General features: G+C 35.6%; 15 protein-coding genes. 7 read left to right on the top strand and 8 right to left on the bottom strand.

Features of this window, described 5'->3' with window-relative positions:
* Positions 1 to 83 precede the first annotated feature (83 nt).
* The 5 genes from JYK00_RS01295 (at position 84) to JYK00_RS01315 (ending at position 5015) form a co-directional block, all read left to right on the top strand.
* On the top strand, positions 84 to 1058 hold the full coding sequence (locus JYK00_RS01295; protein ID WP_207566925.1) for a LacI family DNA-binding transcriptional regulator: 975 nt from the start codon (positions 84 to 86) through the stop codon (positions 1056 to 1058).
* A 21-nt stretch (positions 1059 to 1079) separates the two neighbouring features.
* Positions 1080 to 2333 (top strand): ABC transporter substrate-binding protein, encoded by a 1254-nt coding sequence (locus tag JYK00_RS01300; RefSeq protein ID WP_207566926.1) that lies wholly within the window; start codon positions 1080 to 1082, stop codon positions 2331 to 2333.
* Between the two features lie 83 nt (positions 2334 to 2416).
* Entirely contained in the window at positions 2417 to 3295 is an 879-nt protein-coding gene (locus JYK00_RS01305; protein WP_207566927.1) for a carbohydrate ABC transporter permease, read from the top strand.
* The gene (locus JYK00_RS01310) at positions 3292 to 4116 is read left to right on the top strand and encodes a carbohydrate ABC transporter permease (RefSeq protein WP_207566928.1); all 825 of its coding nucleotides are present in this window, start codon (positions 3292 to 3294) and stop codon (positions 4114 to 4116) included. The genes JYK00_RS01305 and JYK00_RS01310 overlap by 4 nt, the downstream gene beginning before the upstream one ends.
* 14 nt (positions 4117 to 4130) lie before the next feature.
* Positions 4131 to 5015 (top strand): glycoside hydrolase family 130 protein, encoded by an 885-nt coding sequence (locus tag JYK00_RS01315; protein ID WP_207566929.1) that lies wholly within the window; start codon positions 4131 to 4133, stop codon positions 5013 to 5015.
* Positions 5016 to 5044: 29 nt separating this feature from the next.
* Here the strand turns inward: JYK00_RS01315 and JYK00_RS01320 are convergent, their stop codons facing one another.
* Genes JYK00_RS01320 through JYK00_RS01335 form a run of 4 tightly spaced genes read right to left on the bottom strand, consistent with a single transcriptional unit; the run spans position 5045 to position 9219 of the window.
* Positions 5045 to 6175, bottom strand: coding sequence for an ROK family transcriptional regulator (locus JYK00_RS01320; protein ID WP_207566930.1), 1131 nt, complete (start codon positions 6173 to 6175; stop codon positions 5045 to 5047).
* A 6-nt stretch (positions 6176 to 6181) separates the two neighbouring features.
* Positions 6182 to 6997 (bottom strand): carbohydrate ABC transporter permease, encoded by an 816-nt coding sequence (locus tag JYK00_RS01325; protein WP_207566931.1) that lies wholly within the window; start codon positions 6995 to 6997, stop codon positions 6182 to 6184.
* Entirely contained in the window at positions 6997 to 7914 is a 918-nt protein-coding gene (locus JYK00_RS01330; protein ID WP_207566932.1) for a carbohydrate ABC transporter permease, read from the bottom strand. Before JYK00_RS01330 ends, JYK00_RS01325 begins: the two co-directional genes overlap by 1 nt.
* Positions 7915 to 7968: 54 nt before the next feature.
* Positions 7969 to 9219 (bottom strand): ABC transporter substrate-binding protein, encoded by a 1251-nt coding sequence (locus tag JYK00_RS01335; protein WP_207566933.1) that lies wholly within the window; start codon positions 9217 to 9219, stop codon positions 7969 to 7971.
* A gap of 756 nt (positions 9220 to 9975) precedes the next feature.
* Between JYK00_RS01335 and JYK00_RS01340 the strand changes: the two genes are divergently transcribed.
* Both JYK00_RS01340 and JYK00_RS01345 read left to right on the top strand, forming a co-directional pair.
* Entirely contained in the window at positions 9976 to 10266 is a 291-nt protein-coding gene (locus JYK00_RS01340; protein ID WP_207566934.1) for a nucleotidyltransferase family protein, read from the top strand.
* Positions 10263 to 10622: a HepT-like ribonuclease domain-containing protein gene (locus JYK00_RS01345; RefSeq protein ID WP_207566935.1), complete on the top strand. Its 360-nt coding sequence runs from the start codon at positions 10263 to 10265 to the stop codon at positions 10620 to 10622. Before JYK00_RS01340 ends, JYK00_RS01345 begins: the two co-directional genes overlap by 4 nt.
* Before the next feature lie 267 nt (positions 10623 to 10889).
* Here JYK00_RS01345 and ftcD read toward each other — a convergent pair whose 3' ends face one another.
* The 4 genes from ftcD to gltX are packed head-to-tail and all read right to left on the bottom strand — an operon-like array spanning position 10890 to position 15593.
* Complete coding sequence (gene ftcD / locus JYK00_RS01350) at positions 10890 to 11789, bottom strand: glutamate formimidoyltransferase (RefSeq protein ID WP_207566936.1); 900 nt, start codon at positions 11787 to 11789, stop codon at positions 10890 to 10892.
* Positions 11790 to 11809: 20 nt separating this feature from the next.
* Positions 11810 to 12562 (bottom strand): inositol monophosphatase family protein, encoded by a 753-nt coding sequence (locus tag JYK00_RS01355; protein WP_207566937.1) that lies wholly within the window; start codon positions 12560 to 12562, stop codon positions 11810 to 11812.
* A gap of 28 nt (positions 12563 to 12590) precedes the next feature.
* Positions 12591 to 14189 carry a penicillin-binding transpeptidase domain-containing protein gene (locus JYK00_RS01360; RefSeq protein ID WP_207566938.1) on the bottom strand — a complete coding sequence of 533 codons (1599 nt, stop codon included), beginning with the start codon at positions 14187 to 14189 and terminating at the stop codon, positions 12591 to 12593.
* 3 nt (positions 14190 to 14192) lie between these two features.
* On the bottom strand, positions 14193 to 15593 hold the full coding sequence (gene gltX, locus JYK00_RS01365) for a glutamate--tRNA ligase (protein ID WP_207566939.1): 1401 nt from the start codon (positions 15591 to 15593) through the stop codon (positions 14193 to 14195).
* Positions 15594 to 15635: the final 42 nt, after the last annotated feature.

Below are 15635 nucleotides of genomic sequence, written 5' to 3' on the forward strand. Positions count from 1 at the left end.
AAATAATGTTTGGTTTTTGAAAATATTATATAGTAGCATTAATTTAAAAGAAATCTGTAAGCGTTTTCACAAGGAGTGGGATTGTGCCTACAATTGAAGATGTTGCAAAAGAAGCAAATGTTTCAATAGCTACTGTTTCACGTGTACTTAATAATTCTGGATACGTATCTGAACGAACAAAGATGAAAGTCTGGAGCGCAATTAAAAAACTTAATTACAAGCCAAAATTGTCTGCGGCCTCTCTGGCAAGACATAAGCAGGTGTTCAGGGTGGGGATCTGTGAAAGTAAAAGACTGCAAAAAATGGAAAGAGAGAGCTTTACTCCTGAGTTTTACTCGGTAATTTTAACCGCTTTAATTGAGACCGGCACAACCTACGGCCTCTCCTTTTACAAAACAAATTTAGATGCACCTGAAGAGCATGATGCGTACATATTACTCGGTGGAGATACTACAATAGAAACGATTAAGATGTACAAAGATATGAAAAAACCTTTTTTACTTCTTGATCACTATATTCCTGGCCAAAAAGTTGACTGCATAGTAAGTAATGGATATGATGGAGCATATTACGCTGTTAATTATTTAATTGAAAAAGGGTTTAAAAAAATTGTTCATGTTCACGGACCACTAAACTCTTATGGTTTTAGAAGTAGATACGAGGGATACACCATGGCAATGACCGAAGCAGGTCTGTTTCCAAGATATTTCGAATATGATGATGTGAACGACAATATGAACGACGTGATAGGAATTATTCTAAGAAACTATGGTGTACCAGATGCTATTTTTGCATCAAATGATATAACAGCTATGCGAGTCATACGAGAATTAAAAAAACGCGGATTAAACATTCCTCAAGATGTATCTGTTATTGGATTTGATGACATTATAAGTGCAGAAAAGTTTGACCCTCCTTTAACCACAGTTAAAGTTTTTAAAGATGAAATGGGCTCACTTGCTGCAAAGCGGATATATGAGCTTATTGTTAAACAAGATCCCCACCCCATTGTTATTTCTCTTTTCACCAAATTCGTTAAAAGGAAAAGTTCCATTTAAAACTATCGGGAGGTGTGTTACATGAAGAAACTATTAGTTATTTTTCTGTTATCAGTACTGATTTTAAATGTATTCGCTGTAAAGAAATTGGTTTTCTGGACTGCTCCAAATCCTTTACAGGAAGAATTCTGGAAACCTATTGTTGAAGAATGGAATGCAACTCATCCAGATATTCAAATTGAATGGAAAACTATTCCAGCAGCTGGAAGTTCAGAAGAGGCTATATTAACTTCTATAGCCGCTGGAAACGCTCCAGATATTTGTACAAACATATTCAGTGGATTTGCGGCACAACTTGCTGAACAAAACGCTATTTTGCCACTTGATGTGGCATTTGGCGGCGAATTTTTCGAACTGGCTGAAGCAAGAAAAATGAGAAATATCATAGAAGGCTGGAAATTCAACGGACATTATTACGTTATACCAATCTATTCTAATCCTATCTTAATGTGGTGGAGAGCTGATATTCTAAAATCACTTGGTTATGACAAACCTCCCAAAACATATTCTGAGATTTATGAACTTGCAAAAAAATATGCCAATCCACCAGAAAAATACGCCCTTGTAGTAACCAAAGGACGCAACTGGTGGGACAGATGGTTCGATTACATAACATATTACTACGCTGCAGGTAATGGTAAACCATACATTGAAGGAAGTAAAGCAACTTTCAACAATGAAGCTGGATTAGCTGTTGCTGATTTCATATATACTATGTTCAAAAACAAATGGACAACGATCGATTGGGGAAAAGTATTTGCTCTTGCTAATGGAAAAGCTATTGGAAGTCTCATGGGACCATGGTCTATCAACTGGGCTAAAAACACATATCCAGAAGTTTATAAAAACCTGTGGATTACTCCTCCTCCAGTTCCAGATAACTACAAAGGAAATGTAGTAAAAACTTTCGCCGATACAAAAGGTCTTGTAATTTTCAGAAGCACAAAATACAAAAAAGAAGCGTTTGAATTTGTTAAATGGGTATTCTCAAATGTAAAAAATGATGTAAGATGGATAGAAATAACGAAGATGCCTCCAGCACGTGAAGACCTTGGAACTAATCCACTGTTCAAAAAATTCATAGATGAGGATCCATACTTTGCAGCCTATGCGAAAGAAGTGGGTAACGCCGTTCCACCCGCTTTAACAACTATGACCATAGATGTTCAAGAAATTATGACAACATACCTTATTGAACCACTTTCTTATTTAAAATCAACACCAGAAAAAGCTGTTGAAAAAACTGTAAAAGAAATAAACAAAATTCTTTATTGATATTAAATAAATAAGTGGCCCCTATACCTTTGGGGCCTCTTTTTAATTCTTAAAAAATTTAAATAATAATGAGGTGTTATACAATGGCTTCCAGGTTAAAAAAGCGAGAAGGAATAATCGGATGGGGATTTTCAGCAACATATTTAATATATGCCGCTATATTCTGGGGATACCCTTTTGTCTGGCTGGTTATTTTATCTTTTACGCGATGGAGATTTTTTGGTACACCGAAACCTGTTGGTTTTGGAAATTTTGTCAGGCTTTTTTCTGATCCCATTTTCTGGAGAATATTCTTAAATACAGTAAATTTTATGATATATTTTATTCCCATGGTTTTAATATTTTCCTTTCTTTTTGCTCTGGCTTTGTCGAGAGTACGACTGTTTAGAACCTTTTTCGCCTTAAGTTTCTTAATAGCCAATGTTTCTTCTGGTGTTGCATATTCAATACTCTTTTCGAATCTGTTTTCTGAAAGTGGTCCACTCAATAATTTTTTATACAAATGGATAGGAAAAACTATTCCCTGGTTCAGTGACCCACAACTTGCTTTATTATCAATTGCCATAATGGTTACCTGGAAATTTGTTGGATATTATGGATTAATATTATTTGCCGGCCTCAATGCTATTCCAAAATCACTTTACGAAGCTGCTGATCTTGATGGTGCTACAAACTGGACAAAATTCTGGAAAATAACGCTACCTCTTATTAATCCAGCTTTAACCACTGTTCTGGTATTTGCTGTGAATTTAACTTTTGGAATTTTTACCGAACCGTATATGATAACTGGTGGCGGACCAATGAGAAGAACACTGACATTTATGATGCATATTTATACGACAGCATTTCAAAGAATGAATCCATCTTATGCTGCATCCTTAGCTGTTATAACAGGTCTGTTAAGTTACGGCTGTGTCATGTTAGTTAGATGGTTGGTGGAAAAAGAGGTGAATATAGTATGAAAAAGAAAAAAATAGGAGATTTTATTATATATTTTTTCCTGTTTTTAGGGGCTATTATCTGGATATATCCCTATTTCTGGCTTTTGTTTTCTTCTTTCAAGCCTTCAAGTGAAATATATACACAATTCTGGCCTACCCGTTTTACTTTAGATCACTATAAATTTATATTTGTAATGGCCGGAAAAATGCAAAGACCGTTTTTAAGAGCCCTTGGAAATAGTATATACATTTCTTTTACCGTAACCTTTTCAGTGGTTCTGACTTCCGCGTTTTTTGGTTACGTATTAGCAAAATTAGACTATAAAGGAAGAAAAACTATATTTAATTTCATACTGTTTCAGATGCTATTCCCTGGATTTATGTTTATAGTACCGTTGTTTGTATTAATTAGAAATCTCAGGCTTTTGAATACATATTCTGCTATTATTTTACCTGCAATAGTAAGCGCATGGGGTACATTTATGTTCACGCAGGCTTATAAATCGATACCATCTGATTATATAGAAGCCGCAAAAATAGATGGTGCCAATACATTCTGGATTGTAACAAGAGTAATGTTCCCGCTTGTACGATCAACGGCCTCCATAGTAGGGCTATTCACTTTTATAGGGACATGGGACAACTTTATGTGGCCGTTGATAGTAATGAAAGATTATGAAAAAATGCCTCTTTCTGTACTCCTGGCAAGTTTCAACCATGAATACAGCAGTTATGTAGGTCCAATTCTTGCGGGTTCCGTCATTCAAACAATTCCCATGGTGTTGATATTCCTCATGTTCAGGAAATATTTCTTGCAGGGAATTTCTTTATCACTAAAGTAAAGGAGGTATTTGAAATGGAACTTAAATTACAACGCCACCCTAAAAATCCTTTATTTGGTCCTAACCCAAATCATTTATGGGAAAGCAGGTTTGTATTTAATCCTGCGGTTGCTTACGATGGAGAATTATTTCATATGCTTTACAGAGCTCAGGGCGAAGACATGGTTTCAAGATTAGGTTATGCTGTGAGTGTCGATGGAGTTAACTGGAATCGCTTTGAAAAACCTGTATTTACACCGTCAACGCAGGCAGAACTTTATGGAGTAGAGGATCCAAGAATCACGTATCTTGAAGGCTACTATTATATTAACTACACTGCATATTCACCAACAGGTATTAAAGTTGCAATGGCACGTACCAAAAATTTTATAACTTACGAAAGATTTGGCACCATTTTACCAGAAAGTCCTAACAAAGACGCGGCATTGTTTCCAGAAAAGATAAATGGAAAATATGTTTTAATACACAGAATAGAACCCGATATATGGCTTGCTTTTTCAGATGATTTAATACATTGGGATAACTATGTCTCAATAGCAAAGCCTCGAAAAGACTCATGGGACAATTTAAAGATTGGCGCAGGAGCTCCGCCAATAAAAACAGAACATGGATGGCTTTTGCTATACCACGGAGTAGAAAAGGCAGCACGTTCTATATACAGGCTTGGTTTTATACTTCTTGATTTAAATGATCCTACAAAGGTAATAAAACGTTCAGAAGAACCGATTCTGGAACCAGAAGAAGAATGGGAAATTTTTGGAGGGGTACCTAACGTTGTATTTTCAGATGCAATGGTACGATACAAAGATAAATACTACGTTTATTATGGAGGAGCAGATAATTATATAGCTCTTGCTACAATAGATGTAGAGGAAGTAGAAAAGTGGGCTAAAAGTTAATCGCAGAAGAGGCTTTACGCCTCTTCTGTTCAGGTTGTTATATGAAACAGATTTTTCTCAATTGCAAGAAGCAATGCCCCATATAAATACGGATTACCTTTAAACGTAGAACGCACAATCTTTAAACTTTCTGTTGCTTCAAAAAGGGCTCGCTGTTTAACCTCTTTGGTAATGCGTTTAATTGTTTCATCGTCAAAATTTAGTGCTTCTCCTCCCAGAATAACAACTTCCGGATTTAAAATATTCACAATATTTGCTATTCCTACCGAAATATTTTTTATGTAATCATTTATAAGCTTTTTTGCTTCTGGTTTTTCAATAAGAGTATGAAATTTTTCCAGTATCGTATCCCCGGCAAGTTTATCAGGTCCAAATTTTCGCACAGGCCAATAAATTGAAGCATAATTTTCCCAGCAGCCTCTGTTGCCGCATCTACACTTTTCACTCTCAGAAAATTCGATCGTGGTATGTCCCGCCTCTCCAGCGGTAAAGCTTGGTCCCCTGTAAACTTTTCCATTTAAATACAAGCCTGTTCCTACACCTTCTCTAATCACAACATAAACAGCAGATAAAGTGGTTTTCATATCCGAATTTGCATGTATTTCTCCAAATACTGCCAGATTAGCCTCGTTATCCATCAAAATAGGAGTATCTGTGCGGAGGAATTTTTTTATTGAAACTTTTCGCCAGTCTAAATACGGAACATAAGAAATTTCAAACGTGTTCATATTTACCATCCCTGGAAAAGACATGGAGATAGCATCAATTTCTGGAAGTGTTTCCAAAATTTTATGAACTTTTTTAAAAAATAAATCAGGAGTATCTGGCGTTTTGAATCTACTTAAAATTTTTATAGATTTATCAAATTTACCAATAGCGTAAGTGGTAAATGTAACACCCACATCAAAAAGTAAAACTTTATAGGCTTTGCTATTTGGCGCCAAAAGAATCCTGCTTCGACCTAAAGAAGAAGCCTCTTTTTTACTCTCAACCACAAAACCTCTTTCCATCAGCTCTTTCACCATACGTGAAACAGTAGTAGGAGACAGATTTGTTATCTGTGAAATCTCTGTTCTTGAAACTTCACCCGCTTCAAAAATAGTTTTCAAAACTAACAATCTGTTGTTTTCTCTTAAGCTTCCATGATGCAATCTTTTCATATTCTTTCATCCTTTCACCGAACCTGCTAACAGGCCTCTTATAAAGTATTTTCCAAGTAACACATAAACAACGAGAGTAGGCAGTGCAGTAATCAACGCTCCAGCCATTTGAACATTCCACTCTACCACCTGACTTCCAGCAAGATTTACTAAAGCTACTGTCACTGGCTGCTTGTCAGGACTACTTGTTACTGTAACTGCGAATAAAAACTCATTCCAGATATTTGTAAACTGCCATATTATCACAACAACAAATGCGGGAATGGAAATTGGAAACAATACTTTAGAGTAAGTCTTAAAAAAGCCTGCACCATCCATGTACGCAGCCTCCACAAGTTCATCTGGTACCTCACTATAATAATTTCTAAATATAAGTGTAGTTATTGGTATCCCATAAACTACATGGACGAGTATCAAACCAGGAATCGTTCCGTAAAGTTTTATACTTTGAAGAAACCTGATAAGTGGAAAAAGGACACTCTGATAAGGTATAAACATACCGAATAATATCAATGTAAAAATTAAATTAGCATATTTAAATCTCACTTTTGAAAAAACATACCCATTTATTGAACCAAGAAAAGCTGATATTATTGTCGCTGGAATAGTTAAATAAAAACTATTCTTTAAATTTGGGCCGAGTTTCTGAAAAGCCTTTATAAAACCACTAAAGGACCAATTAGCAGGTAGCTTCCACATGTCAGAAATTCCTATTTCCTCTAAAGGCTTAAACGTAGTAGCAAGCAGAACATAAATTGGTATCAGTATAAAAAGTGCAATTACAGCCAGGAGAAAGTAAGTAAAAAATTCTCTAATTTTCATTATTTCTCACCTCTCATGCTTGAAACCAGATAAGGAATAATAACAATAGCTACAAACAAAAGCATTATTATCGCAATTGCAGAACCCATAGCGTATCTGTTACTTCTAAATGTTAATTCAAACATGTATATGGCCGGAACATCTGTTACAAAGTTCGGTCCACTTCCTGTCATGGCAAATACAAGATCAAATATCTTCAGAGAAATGTGACCTAATATTATAAGCGCGCTTAAAGTAATAGGTTTCAATAAAGGCATTTTAATCTTCCAGAATATCTTCCATTCGCTTGCTCCATCAACTTTAGCAGCTTCTATTATGTCATTTGGAATTCCTCGTAACCCTGCAAGATACATTGCCATAGTATAACCTGCAAGCTGCCAAACTGCAGCAATTATAACAGCGATAAGCGCAACGTTAAACTTTCCCAGAGAATAAGTGCTTGTATACCAGCCCCACATAAAGTTATCGAGTCCTAATTTTTGAAAAAGTAAATTTAATCCCTGTGGATTTGCTGGTAACGTACCAGGGGCAAAAATCCAGCTCCAAACTGTACCTGTAACAACAAAAGAAATAGCCATGGGAAATAAAAAGATATTTTGAAAAAACTTTGAACCTTTAAGACCTTTGTCAATAAGAATAGCCATCAAAATCCCTAAACTAATAGCACCAAATAAAAAGAAAATTGTAAAAAATAAAGTATTCCACAGATCAGTTTGAAATCTGGTGTCTTGAAATAACCGCTCGTAATTTCTGAAGCCGACAAATTTATACACACCTCTTAGCAACTTCGAAAAACTATTCCAATTTGAAAAAGAAACTCTAACTGTCCACGAAATAAACCCATATACAAAAATTGCTATTGCTATTATAGAAGGTAAAATCACAAAAATGCCAATTATAACGTTTTTCTTTTTCAAGCTTTTTCCCTCCTTACAAAAGGGGCGGAAATCCGCCCCTCTTTACCCAGGATTTTAGTCTATAAGATAATCATTATCCTCTGCTATCCAGAGAATTTCCTTAAATGTTTTATTAACATCTTGCTCGGTAACAAACTTGTTTATTGCATCCATTAATGCTGTAGCAAAGGCTTCAGGAGCAGCTGAACCATGGATTATGGAAGGAGAAATCGCCTTTGTTGAGAAATCTTTCATAGACCATTGGAGGTAAACATCATATTTGCTTTTGTCAGCATCAACTCTTGCAGGAATTGAACCTTTAATAGGATTAAATGTATCCTGAGCTTCAACTGTAGCGAGGAATTTTAACCATTTAATAGCATTTTCTCTGTGAGGAGCATTTTTCGGAAGACCAAATGTATCGGAAACAAGCATAAATGCATTTTGTGTTCCTGGAAGTGCAAACCATCCGAACTCTTTTCCAGGTTTCCAGCCAAGTGTTTTAAGATATCCTTCAGCCCAATCACCCATCATATTGGAAAATGCTTTACCTTCAAAAACCATTCTCGTTGCATCCTGCCATGTCAAAGCAGAATGATCCGCGTTTACATATTTCAAAATATCTTTCATAATAGATAACGCACGTTTTATAGCTGGATCGTTAAATGAAGCTTCACCTTTCCAGAGCTTGTTGTATTTTTCAGGACCTAATTCTGCAAGCATTATGCTTTCAAACAGATGAAGTGATGTCCATTTATTTTTATCTCCCAAGGCTATTCCTACATATCCCATCTTTTGAGCCTTATCAAGGTACATCAAAAATTCAGTCCATGTTGTTGGCTCTTTTGTCATGCCTATTTTCTTAGCTATTTCTTTGTTGTAAAACACAACATTTGCCCTGTGAACATTTACTGGAACAGAATACACTTCACCTTTGTAGCTTACGATATCAATGAGGGCCTTTGGAAACTTATCGTAAGCACCTACTTCTTTTAACAAATCTGTGATTGGCTCCATTAATCCTGGAATAACATAAGTATCTGTTAGTTCCATACCCGCGTGAACCTGGAATGAATCAGGAGGATTTCCCCCTAGCATTCTTGTTTTAAGCACTGCTTTTGCGTTTGTTCCAGCTCCACCTGCAACTGCCGCATTAATAATCTTTACATCTGGATAATACTGGTTGAAGAGTTTAAACAATGCCATCAAACCTTCTTCTTCACCACCGCCTGTCCACCAGCTAAATATCTCAAGAGCATTTTCTGCAGCAAAGACCATTCCAAAGGCAATAAACATAATACCCAGAACAATGATAAACCGTTTCATACTTACACCTCCCTATTTAAAATATGGAACGACAGTTATTTTTTTTCAGAAAGAAAATAACATAAATAGATATAAAAAACCAAAGACAATTAGAAAGCAATATCAATAAAAATAATGCAAAAAATTAAAAAATCTTCCATGTTCGCCTCATTTCTGAGGTTGTAAATTGTAAAAATTATTTTTTGTTTCCACTAACACTTGCAAGATCCTTCGCACTTCGTGCTCAAGGCAGGTCTTGCCAACCACACTAACCTCGCTAACTCTCGCTAACTCTCGCTAACCTCGCCATTTATAAGATCCCTCGTCGCTGCGCTCCTCGGAATGACATTTTCTTTTTTTGTCATCCTGAGCGTGGCGAAGGATCTTGTTTTTTACCAACCTCGCTAACCTCGCCAATCTTGCCAACTCTCGCTAAATACAAGATTCCTCACCCTTTGGGTTCGGAATGACAACCTCTTTCCCTGTCATCCCGAGGAACGAAGTGACGAGGGGAATGTCATCCTGAGGAGCGAAGCGACGAAGGATCTTGTCTTTTACAGAATGACAAAAAGGAGGAGACCAACTCTTGCTTCTTTATTATCTCTCTTACCAAAACTCTCCATATTTTGCCAAAAATGTTATAATAACACTGCAAATTGTTAAAAGCTAAATGTTACAACAATCAACATCTTGGAATTACTATGATAATGATTGACATGCTAAAAGAATGTATCATTGCATATAAAAAAGATATAGACACATAAAGGAGGTTTTTTAATGAAAAACCTTAAAGAAATCAAAGATGTTCTTGAAAAGCACAGAGAAGATATAAGAGAAAAATACGGAGTGATTATCCTTGGTATCTTCGGCTCTTTTGTAAGAGGCGAGCAGAGTGAAGAGAGTGATATAGATATACTGATTGAAATCGAAAAACCTATAGGCTTGAAATTTTTCGAGCTCTGGGATGAACTTGAAAAACTTCTCGGATGTAAAGTTGACCTTGTAAGAAAAAAACTTTTAAGAAAAGAAATCAGGAACGATATTTTGAAGGAGGTCATTGAAATATGAAAAGAAAAGCCTCACTTTACATAAAAGATATAATAGATTCCATAACAAAAATTGAAGAATTCGTAGGCAACATGAATTTTAAAGATTTTACAACAGACGATAAGACTTCAAGTGCGGTAATTAGAAAACTTGAAATAATCGGTGAGGCGACAAAGCAATTACCTGAGTCAATTAGAAATAGATTCAAAGAAATTCCCTGGCCAGCTATGGCAAAAACCAGAGATAAAATAATACATTTTTATCATGGCGTAGATTACGAAATTATATGGGAAATAATAAAAAAAGACCTTCCTCTTTTAAAATCAAAACTCGCTAAAATATACGATTTATTACTAAAAGAAGAACATTCAAAATGACAAAAAACTTATTCTTTTACTAACTCTTGCAAGATCCCCCGCACTCTGTGCTCAGGACAGGTCTTGCCAACCACACTAACCTCGCTAACACTCGCCAACCTCGCCAGTTATAAGATTCCTCGTCGCTGCGCTCCTCGGAATGACATAGGGAAGAGCCAATCTCGCTAATCTTGCTAACTCTTGCCAATTATAAAAAAACGCTCCCGATGGTTAAACACGGGAGCGTAACTTAATCTGTAATCTATTTTAAACTTTCATTTACAATAATCAGAAAGTATCCAGGATTTTCTTTTCAATAACTCTGTCTTCTTTAAAATCGTCAAGTTGTAAATACCATGCCATTGTTTGAACAATAGCTTTCAAAGGTACCATTCCCACTATCTCGGAATTTAACACAGGAACACCATATCTTTGGGCTTCCCTTTTAATAACTTCAAAAACTCTAAATATAGGACTCTTTTTGTAGTTTGTAAGGTTCATAGTTACCTGAACAATTCCTTTATCTTTTAACTCTATGCCCAGCGCTTTAACATACCTAAATCCACCGCTTATATGTCTCACTGCTCTGGCTATTTTTTCGGCGACTTCCAGTCTATCTGTCCCAAGGTTTACATTAAATGCTATTAAGTATTCTCTGGCACCTACCGCTGTCACACCAGCTGTGGGATGAACTTCTGCTGGTCCAAAATCCGGCACCCAATCTGGATTTTTTATTTTTTCAAAAAAGCCTTCAAATTGACCTTTTCTTATGTTTGAAAGATTTTCCCTCTCAGGCTTTGTCGCAGATTTTTCGTAAAGATACACTGGAATTTTGAGTTCTTCAGCTATACGTTTTCCCAATATTTTTGATAATTCCACACACTCATCCATCTTTGTATTCATAACAGGAATAAGAGGGATCACATCAGTTGCACCCATCCTTGGATGTTCACCATTATGGTCACGTAAATCTATTAATTCAGAGGCTTTTTTCGTCATATCAAACAAAGCATTAATTAACGGTTCTGGTTCTCCAACAAGTGTAACCACAGATCTATTGTGGTCATAATCCATTGACCAATCAAGCACTTTTATATTACTGTATTTTGATGCTTCATCCACTATCTCCCTTACAACTTCTTCTCTGCGACCTTCACTGAAATTAGGAACACTTTCTATAAGCTTCATAATCTCTCCCTCCTTTTTCTTTAAAGATTTTTCACGATCTTTAAAACATCATCAAGAATACCAGGATTTGTAAACACAAAGTCACCTCTTTCGAGTATATTAGGTGTTTCACCATCAAAATTAACAACTTCTCCCCCTGCTTCTTTTACTATAAGTGTAGCTGCGGCAATATCCCACGGATTTGTTTTTCGTGCAATGAAAAAATCAAATTTCCCGGCGCCCACATAGGATGCTGATATTGCAGCGCTTCCCAGTATTCTTATTCGCCTGACCTTGTTTTCAAATTTAGAAATAAGTCTCCCGGTAAATTCCGGAGAATACCCGCTGCTTCCAACAGTCTGGCTTAAAGATTTTTTTGGTAATATTTTTAACTTTATATTATTTAAATAGGCCCCTTCATTTTTAATAGCAATAAATGTCTCAGAAAACACAGGAAGATGAACTACCCCAAATAATGGCTCTTCATTTTCAAGATATGCAACTGAAATGGCGAAAAAAGGTAGTCCATGAATAAAATTTATTGTTCCATCTATTGGATCTATAATCCACAGCCTTTTTCCATACTCATTAATTCCTTCCTCCGCTATTATTGAATCACTTTCATACCTGTCCTTTATAGCTTTTATCATCATGTCTTGTGCCTTTTTATCATGCTCTGTCACAAGATCATAAAAGCTTGTCTTTTCATCAACTGATAAAACATTACCCCAGAACTGCATTAAATAATATCCGATTTTTCGCACGGTTTTTATTGTTATTTCAAGTCTATCCATTTTTTCTCAACTCCTTTATTAACAGTTTTTACTTTTGAAGGAGCAAGTAATCAAATATTTTTCTTGCAAACGGCGCAGCTTTTTCCGAACCACTTCCACCATTTTCAAAAAGTACAATAACCGCATACTCTGGATTGTCAACGGGAGCAAATCCTACAAACCAGGAATGTGGTGGCTTCCCACCACCAACCTCAGCCGTTCCAGTTTTTCCTGCTATTGGTATGGGAAAATCTTTAAAACTTTCATACGCAGTCCCGCGTTCAGACAATGGCCCTCCAACACTTGTTACCTCAATTAATCCTTCCTTGATAGTTTTCCATATTCTCTGAGGCAAATTTATAGTCTTATAGTCTGGCTTTGATCCTTTTATTAAATGTGGACGTGGCATAATTCCGTTGTTTGCTATTGACACATAAAAATTCAGAAGTTCCAAAGGTGTTAATAGAATATATCCCTGCCCTATCCCGGTAATTATCGTATCCCCGGGATACCATGGTTGATTGTACTTCTTCATTTTCCAGGCAGGATCAGGAAATATTCCCTGTTTTTCGTTTATTTCTATACCAGTCTTTCCAGCTATGTTGAAAATTTTAGCCACACTTTCAATTTTATTTATCCCAAGTTTCAACGCCGTATTGTAAAAATATACGTTACACGAAACTCTTATAGCTTTTATCAGATCTGTTTCGCCGTGACCGGACAGGAGCCAATCTTTATATGTTCCAAGGACTTTGCCGGAAGATCCTACGTAATTAAAAGTTCCCGTACAATTTAAAGTTGCAGGTGTACTTTCTTCAAGCAAATATGTTATAGCTATAAGTGGCTTTATGGCAGACCCGGGAGAGTACAGTCCAGCTACAGCTCTATTTAACAAAGGATACCTGCTATCATATATTATCTTCTTCCACTCGTACAAATCCATATTAGTTGGATACTCTTTAATTGAGGGATAGGACGCCATTGCCAGAATTTCACCAGTTTTCACATTTTCAACAATAACTGCCCCAGGATTATTAACGATTTCCAGATTTTTTTCTATATATCTTTGAAGCTTTGCATCTATAGTTAAAGTTATACTCTCGCCATTTTCAGGAGGAACCTTTAAAATTCTCTGACGTATTTTTCCAGAAGGTGTGGTTAATATTAACTCTGTACCATATTTTCCTTTCAATTTTTCTTCATATATCTTTTCAATACCTGAAAGTCCTTTTACATCAATCGACGTATATCCCACCACATGAAATGCTATTCCACTATAATAACGTTCTTCCTGATAAGAAATTTCATATCCAAGTTTCTCCAATTCAAAAACTTCCTGTGGCTCTAAAGCAACCTTCCCGCTGGTTACTAAATTTCTAAATTTTTCCTGTCCCAAAACCTTTTTTATTTCATCAAAGGAAAAATTTTCTCTGTAATATAAGTAAGGTATGTACTTACTCCATGCCAGTTTTTCTCCATTTCTATCGTAAATGGTTCCCCTAAGTCCAGTAATTATTTTAGTATGCTGTTGAAGTGAATCAATAAAAGCCCTGTGTTTATCATAATTTAAAACCTGAATTTTAAACAAAACAGCAACAAGGGCTAAAAACATTGAAGCAAATATTACAATAATAATCTTTATCCTCATTTATCATCCCTCAGCCAGAGTTTCCATAAAATGTACAGTTCTTTTAATTCTTTTAAGTGTTTTCTCTTTTCCTAAAACATGTATAGTTTCAAATAATCCAGGAGTAACAAGTTTTCCTGTAACTGCTCCCCTGATAGTTTGAAAAACTTTTTTTGTTCCAAGCTCAAGCTCCTTTGCAATAGAACGTAAAACTTTCTCTACGTTTTCTATGGAATAATCTTCAAGTTGTGAAAAATATTCATAAGCGGTAGTCAACACTTTTTTTGAGAATTCTTTATTTAGAAATTTTTCGACGTAAGCTTCTTCATAATCATAATCATCACAGAAAAACGGACGAGAAATATCTAAAAGTTGTTTATATGTATTAACTTTTTCTCTACAAATTGATATTACATTTCTTGAATACTCGTCACTCGCCAGATTCATATCTTCATTAATAAACAAAAGGTATTCAACAAATTCCTTAAAAACTTCTTCTACGTCCTTTTTTCGCAAATGTTGACCGCTCAACCATTCCAGTTTTTTGTAATCAAATATAACTCCTTTATTAGAAATTTTTTCGGGATAGAATTCTTCTACTTTTTGTGCAACTTTAAATATTTCTTCTTCCGTAGACCATCCCAGAATAGCAAGATAATTCAAAAGAGCATCTCTTAAAGTCCCTTCTTTTCTAAAATGATCAACTGATGTTGCACCATGTCTTTTGCTCAACGGAGAACGATCCTGTCCAAGAATCAAAGGAATGTGCATAAATTCAGGAATTTTCCAGCCAAAAGCATCATAAATCATTATTTGTTTTGGAGTATTTGAAAGATGATCTTCTCCTCTAAATACATGAGTTATTTCCATTAAATAATCGTCTATAACCACAGCAAAATTGTATGTGGGATACCCATTGGATTTAATAATAATAAAGTCATCATAATACCTATTTTCGAACACCATCTCACCTTTTAAAAGGTCTCGAAAAGATGTTGTTCCAGGTGGAACTCTAAACTTTATAACTACCGAATATCCATTCTTAATTTCTTCTGCCGGGAACTGTTCTGTTCTTTTAATTGGCTTCTCTGTGTTACCTGGTTCGTATATCTCATAATACGCCTTTCCCATCTCTATTAATTTTTTTGCATATTTTTGATATATCTCTTTTCTTTTACTTTGTCTATATGGTCCATAAGGTCCTCCCAAATCTGGCCCCTCGTCCCAATTGAGTCCCAGCCATTTTAAAGCGTCCATAATTAATTTTTCTGATTCTTTAGTTGAACGAGTAATATCAGTATCTTCTATTCTTAATATGAACTTACCTTTCATTTTCTTTGCATACAACCAGTTAAAGAGAGCAGTTCTTGCTCCACCAACATGCAAATACCCTGTAGGACTCGGCGCAAACCTAACTCTAACCAACACTTATCCTCCTTTCAACGATTGACTTCGTTTTAAATTATA

The organism is Thermosipho ferrireducens (genome assembly GCF_017358165.1).
GTDB classification, from domain to species: Bacteria; Thermotogota; Thermotogae; order Thermotogales; family Fervidobacteriaceae; genus Thermosipho_B; species Thermosipho_B ferrireducens.

Coding starts and splice junctions, on each gene's coding strand:
- JYK00_RS01355 (WP_207566937.1), bottom strand. CDS start 12,562: ATGGATAGACTTGAAATAACAATAAAAACCGTGCGAAAAATCGGATAT.
- JYK00_RS01335 (WP_207566933.1), bottom strand. CDS start 9,219: ATGAAACGGTTTATCATTGTTCTGGGTATTATGTTTATTGCCTTTGGA.
- JYK00_RS01360 (WP_207566938.1), bottom strand. CDS start 14,189: ATGAGGATAAAGATTATTATTGTAATATTTGCTTCAATGTTTTTAGCC.
- JYK00_RS01320 (WP_207566930.1), bottom strand. CDS start 6,175: ATGAAAAGATTGCATCATGGAAGCTTAAGAGAAAACAACAGATTGTTA.
- JYK00_RS01345 (WP_207566935.1), top strand. CDS start 10,263: ATGAAAAGAAAAGCCTCACTTTACATAAAAGATATAATAGATTCCATA.
- ftcD (WP_207566936.1), bottom strand. CDS start 11,789: ATGAAGCTTATAGAAAGTGTTCCTAATTTCAGTGAAGGTCGCAGAGAA.
- JYK00_RS01310 (WP_207566928.1), top strand. CDS start 3,292: ATGAAAAAGAAAAAAATAGGAGATTTTATTATATATTTTTTCCTGTTT.
- JYK00_RS01315 (WP_207566929.1), top strand. CDS start 4,131: ATGGAACTTAAATTACAACGCCACCCTAAAAATCCTTTATTTGGTCCT.
- JYK00_RS01305 (WP_207566927.1), top strand. CDS start 2,417: ATGGCTTCCAGGTTAAAAAAGCGAGAAGGAATAATCGGATGGGGATTT.
- JYK00_RS01340 (WP_207566934.1), top strand. CDS start 9,976: ATGAAAAACCTTAAAGAAATCAAAGATGTTCTTGAAAAGCACAGAGAA.
- JYK00_RS01325 (WP_207566931.1), bottom strand. CDS start 6,997: ATGAAAATTAGAGAATTTTTTACTTACTTTCTCCTGGCTGTAATTGCA.
- JYK00_RS01300 (WP_207566926.1), top strand. CDS start 1,080: ATGAAGAAACTATTAGTTATTTTTCTGTTATCAGTACTGATTTTAAAT.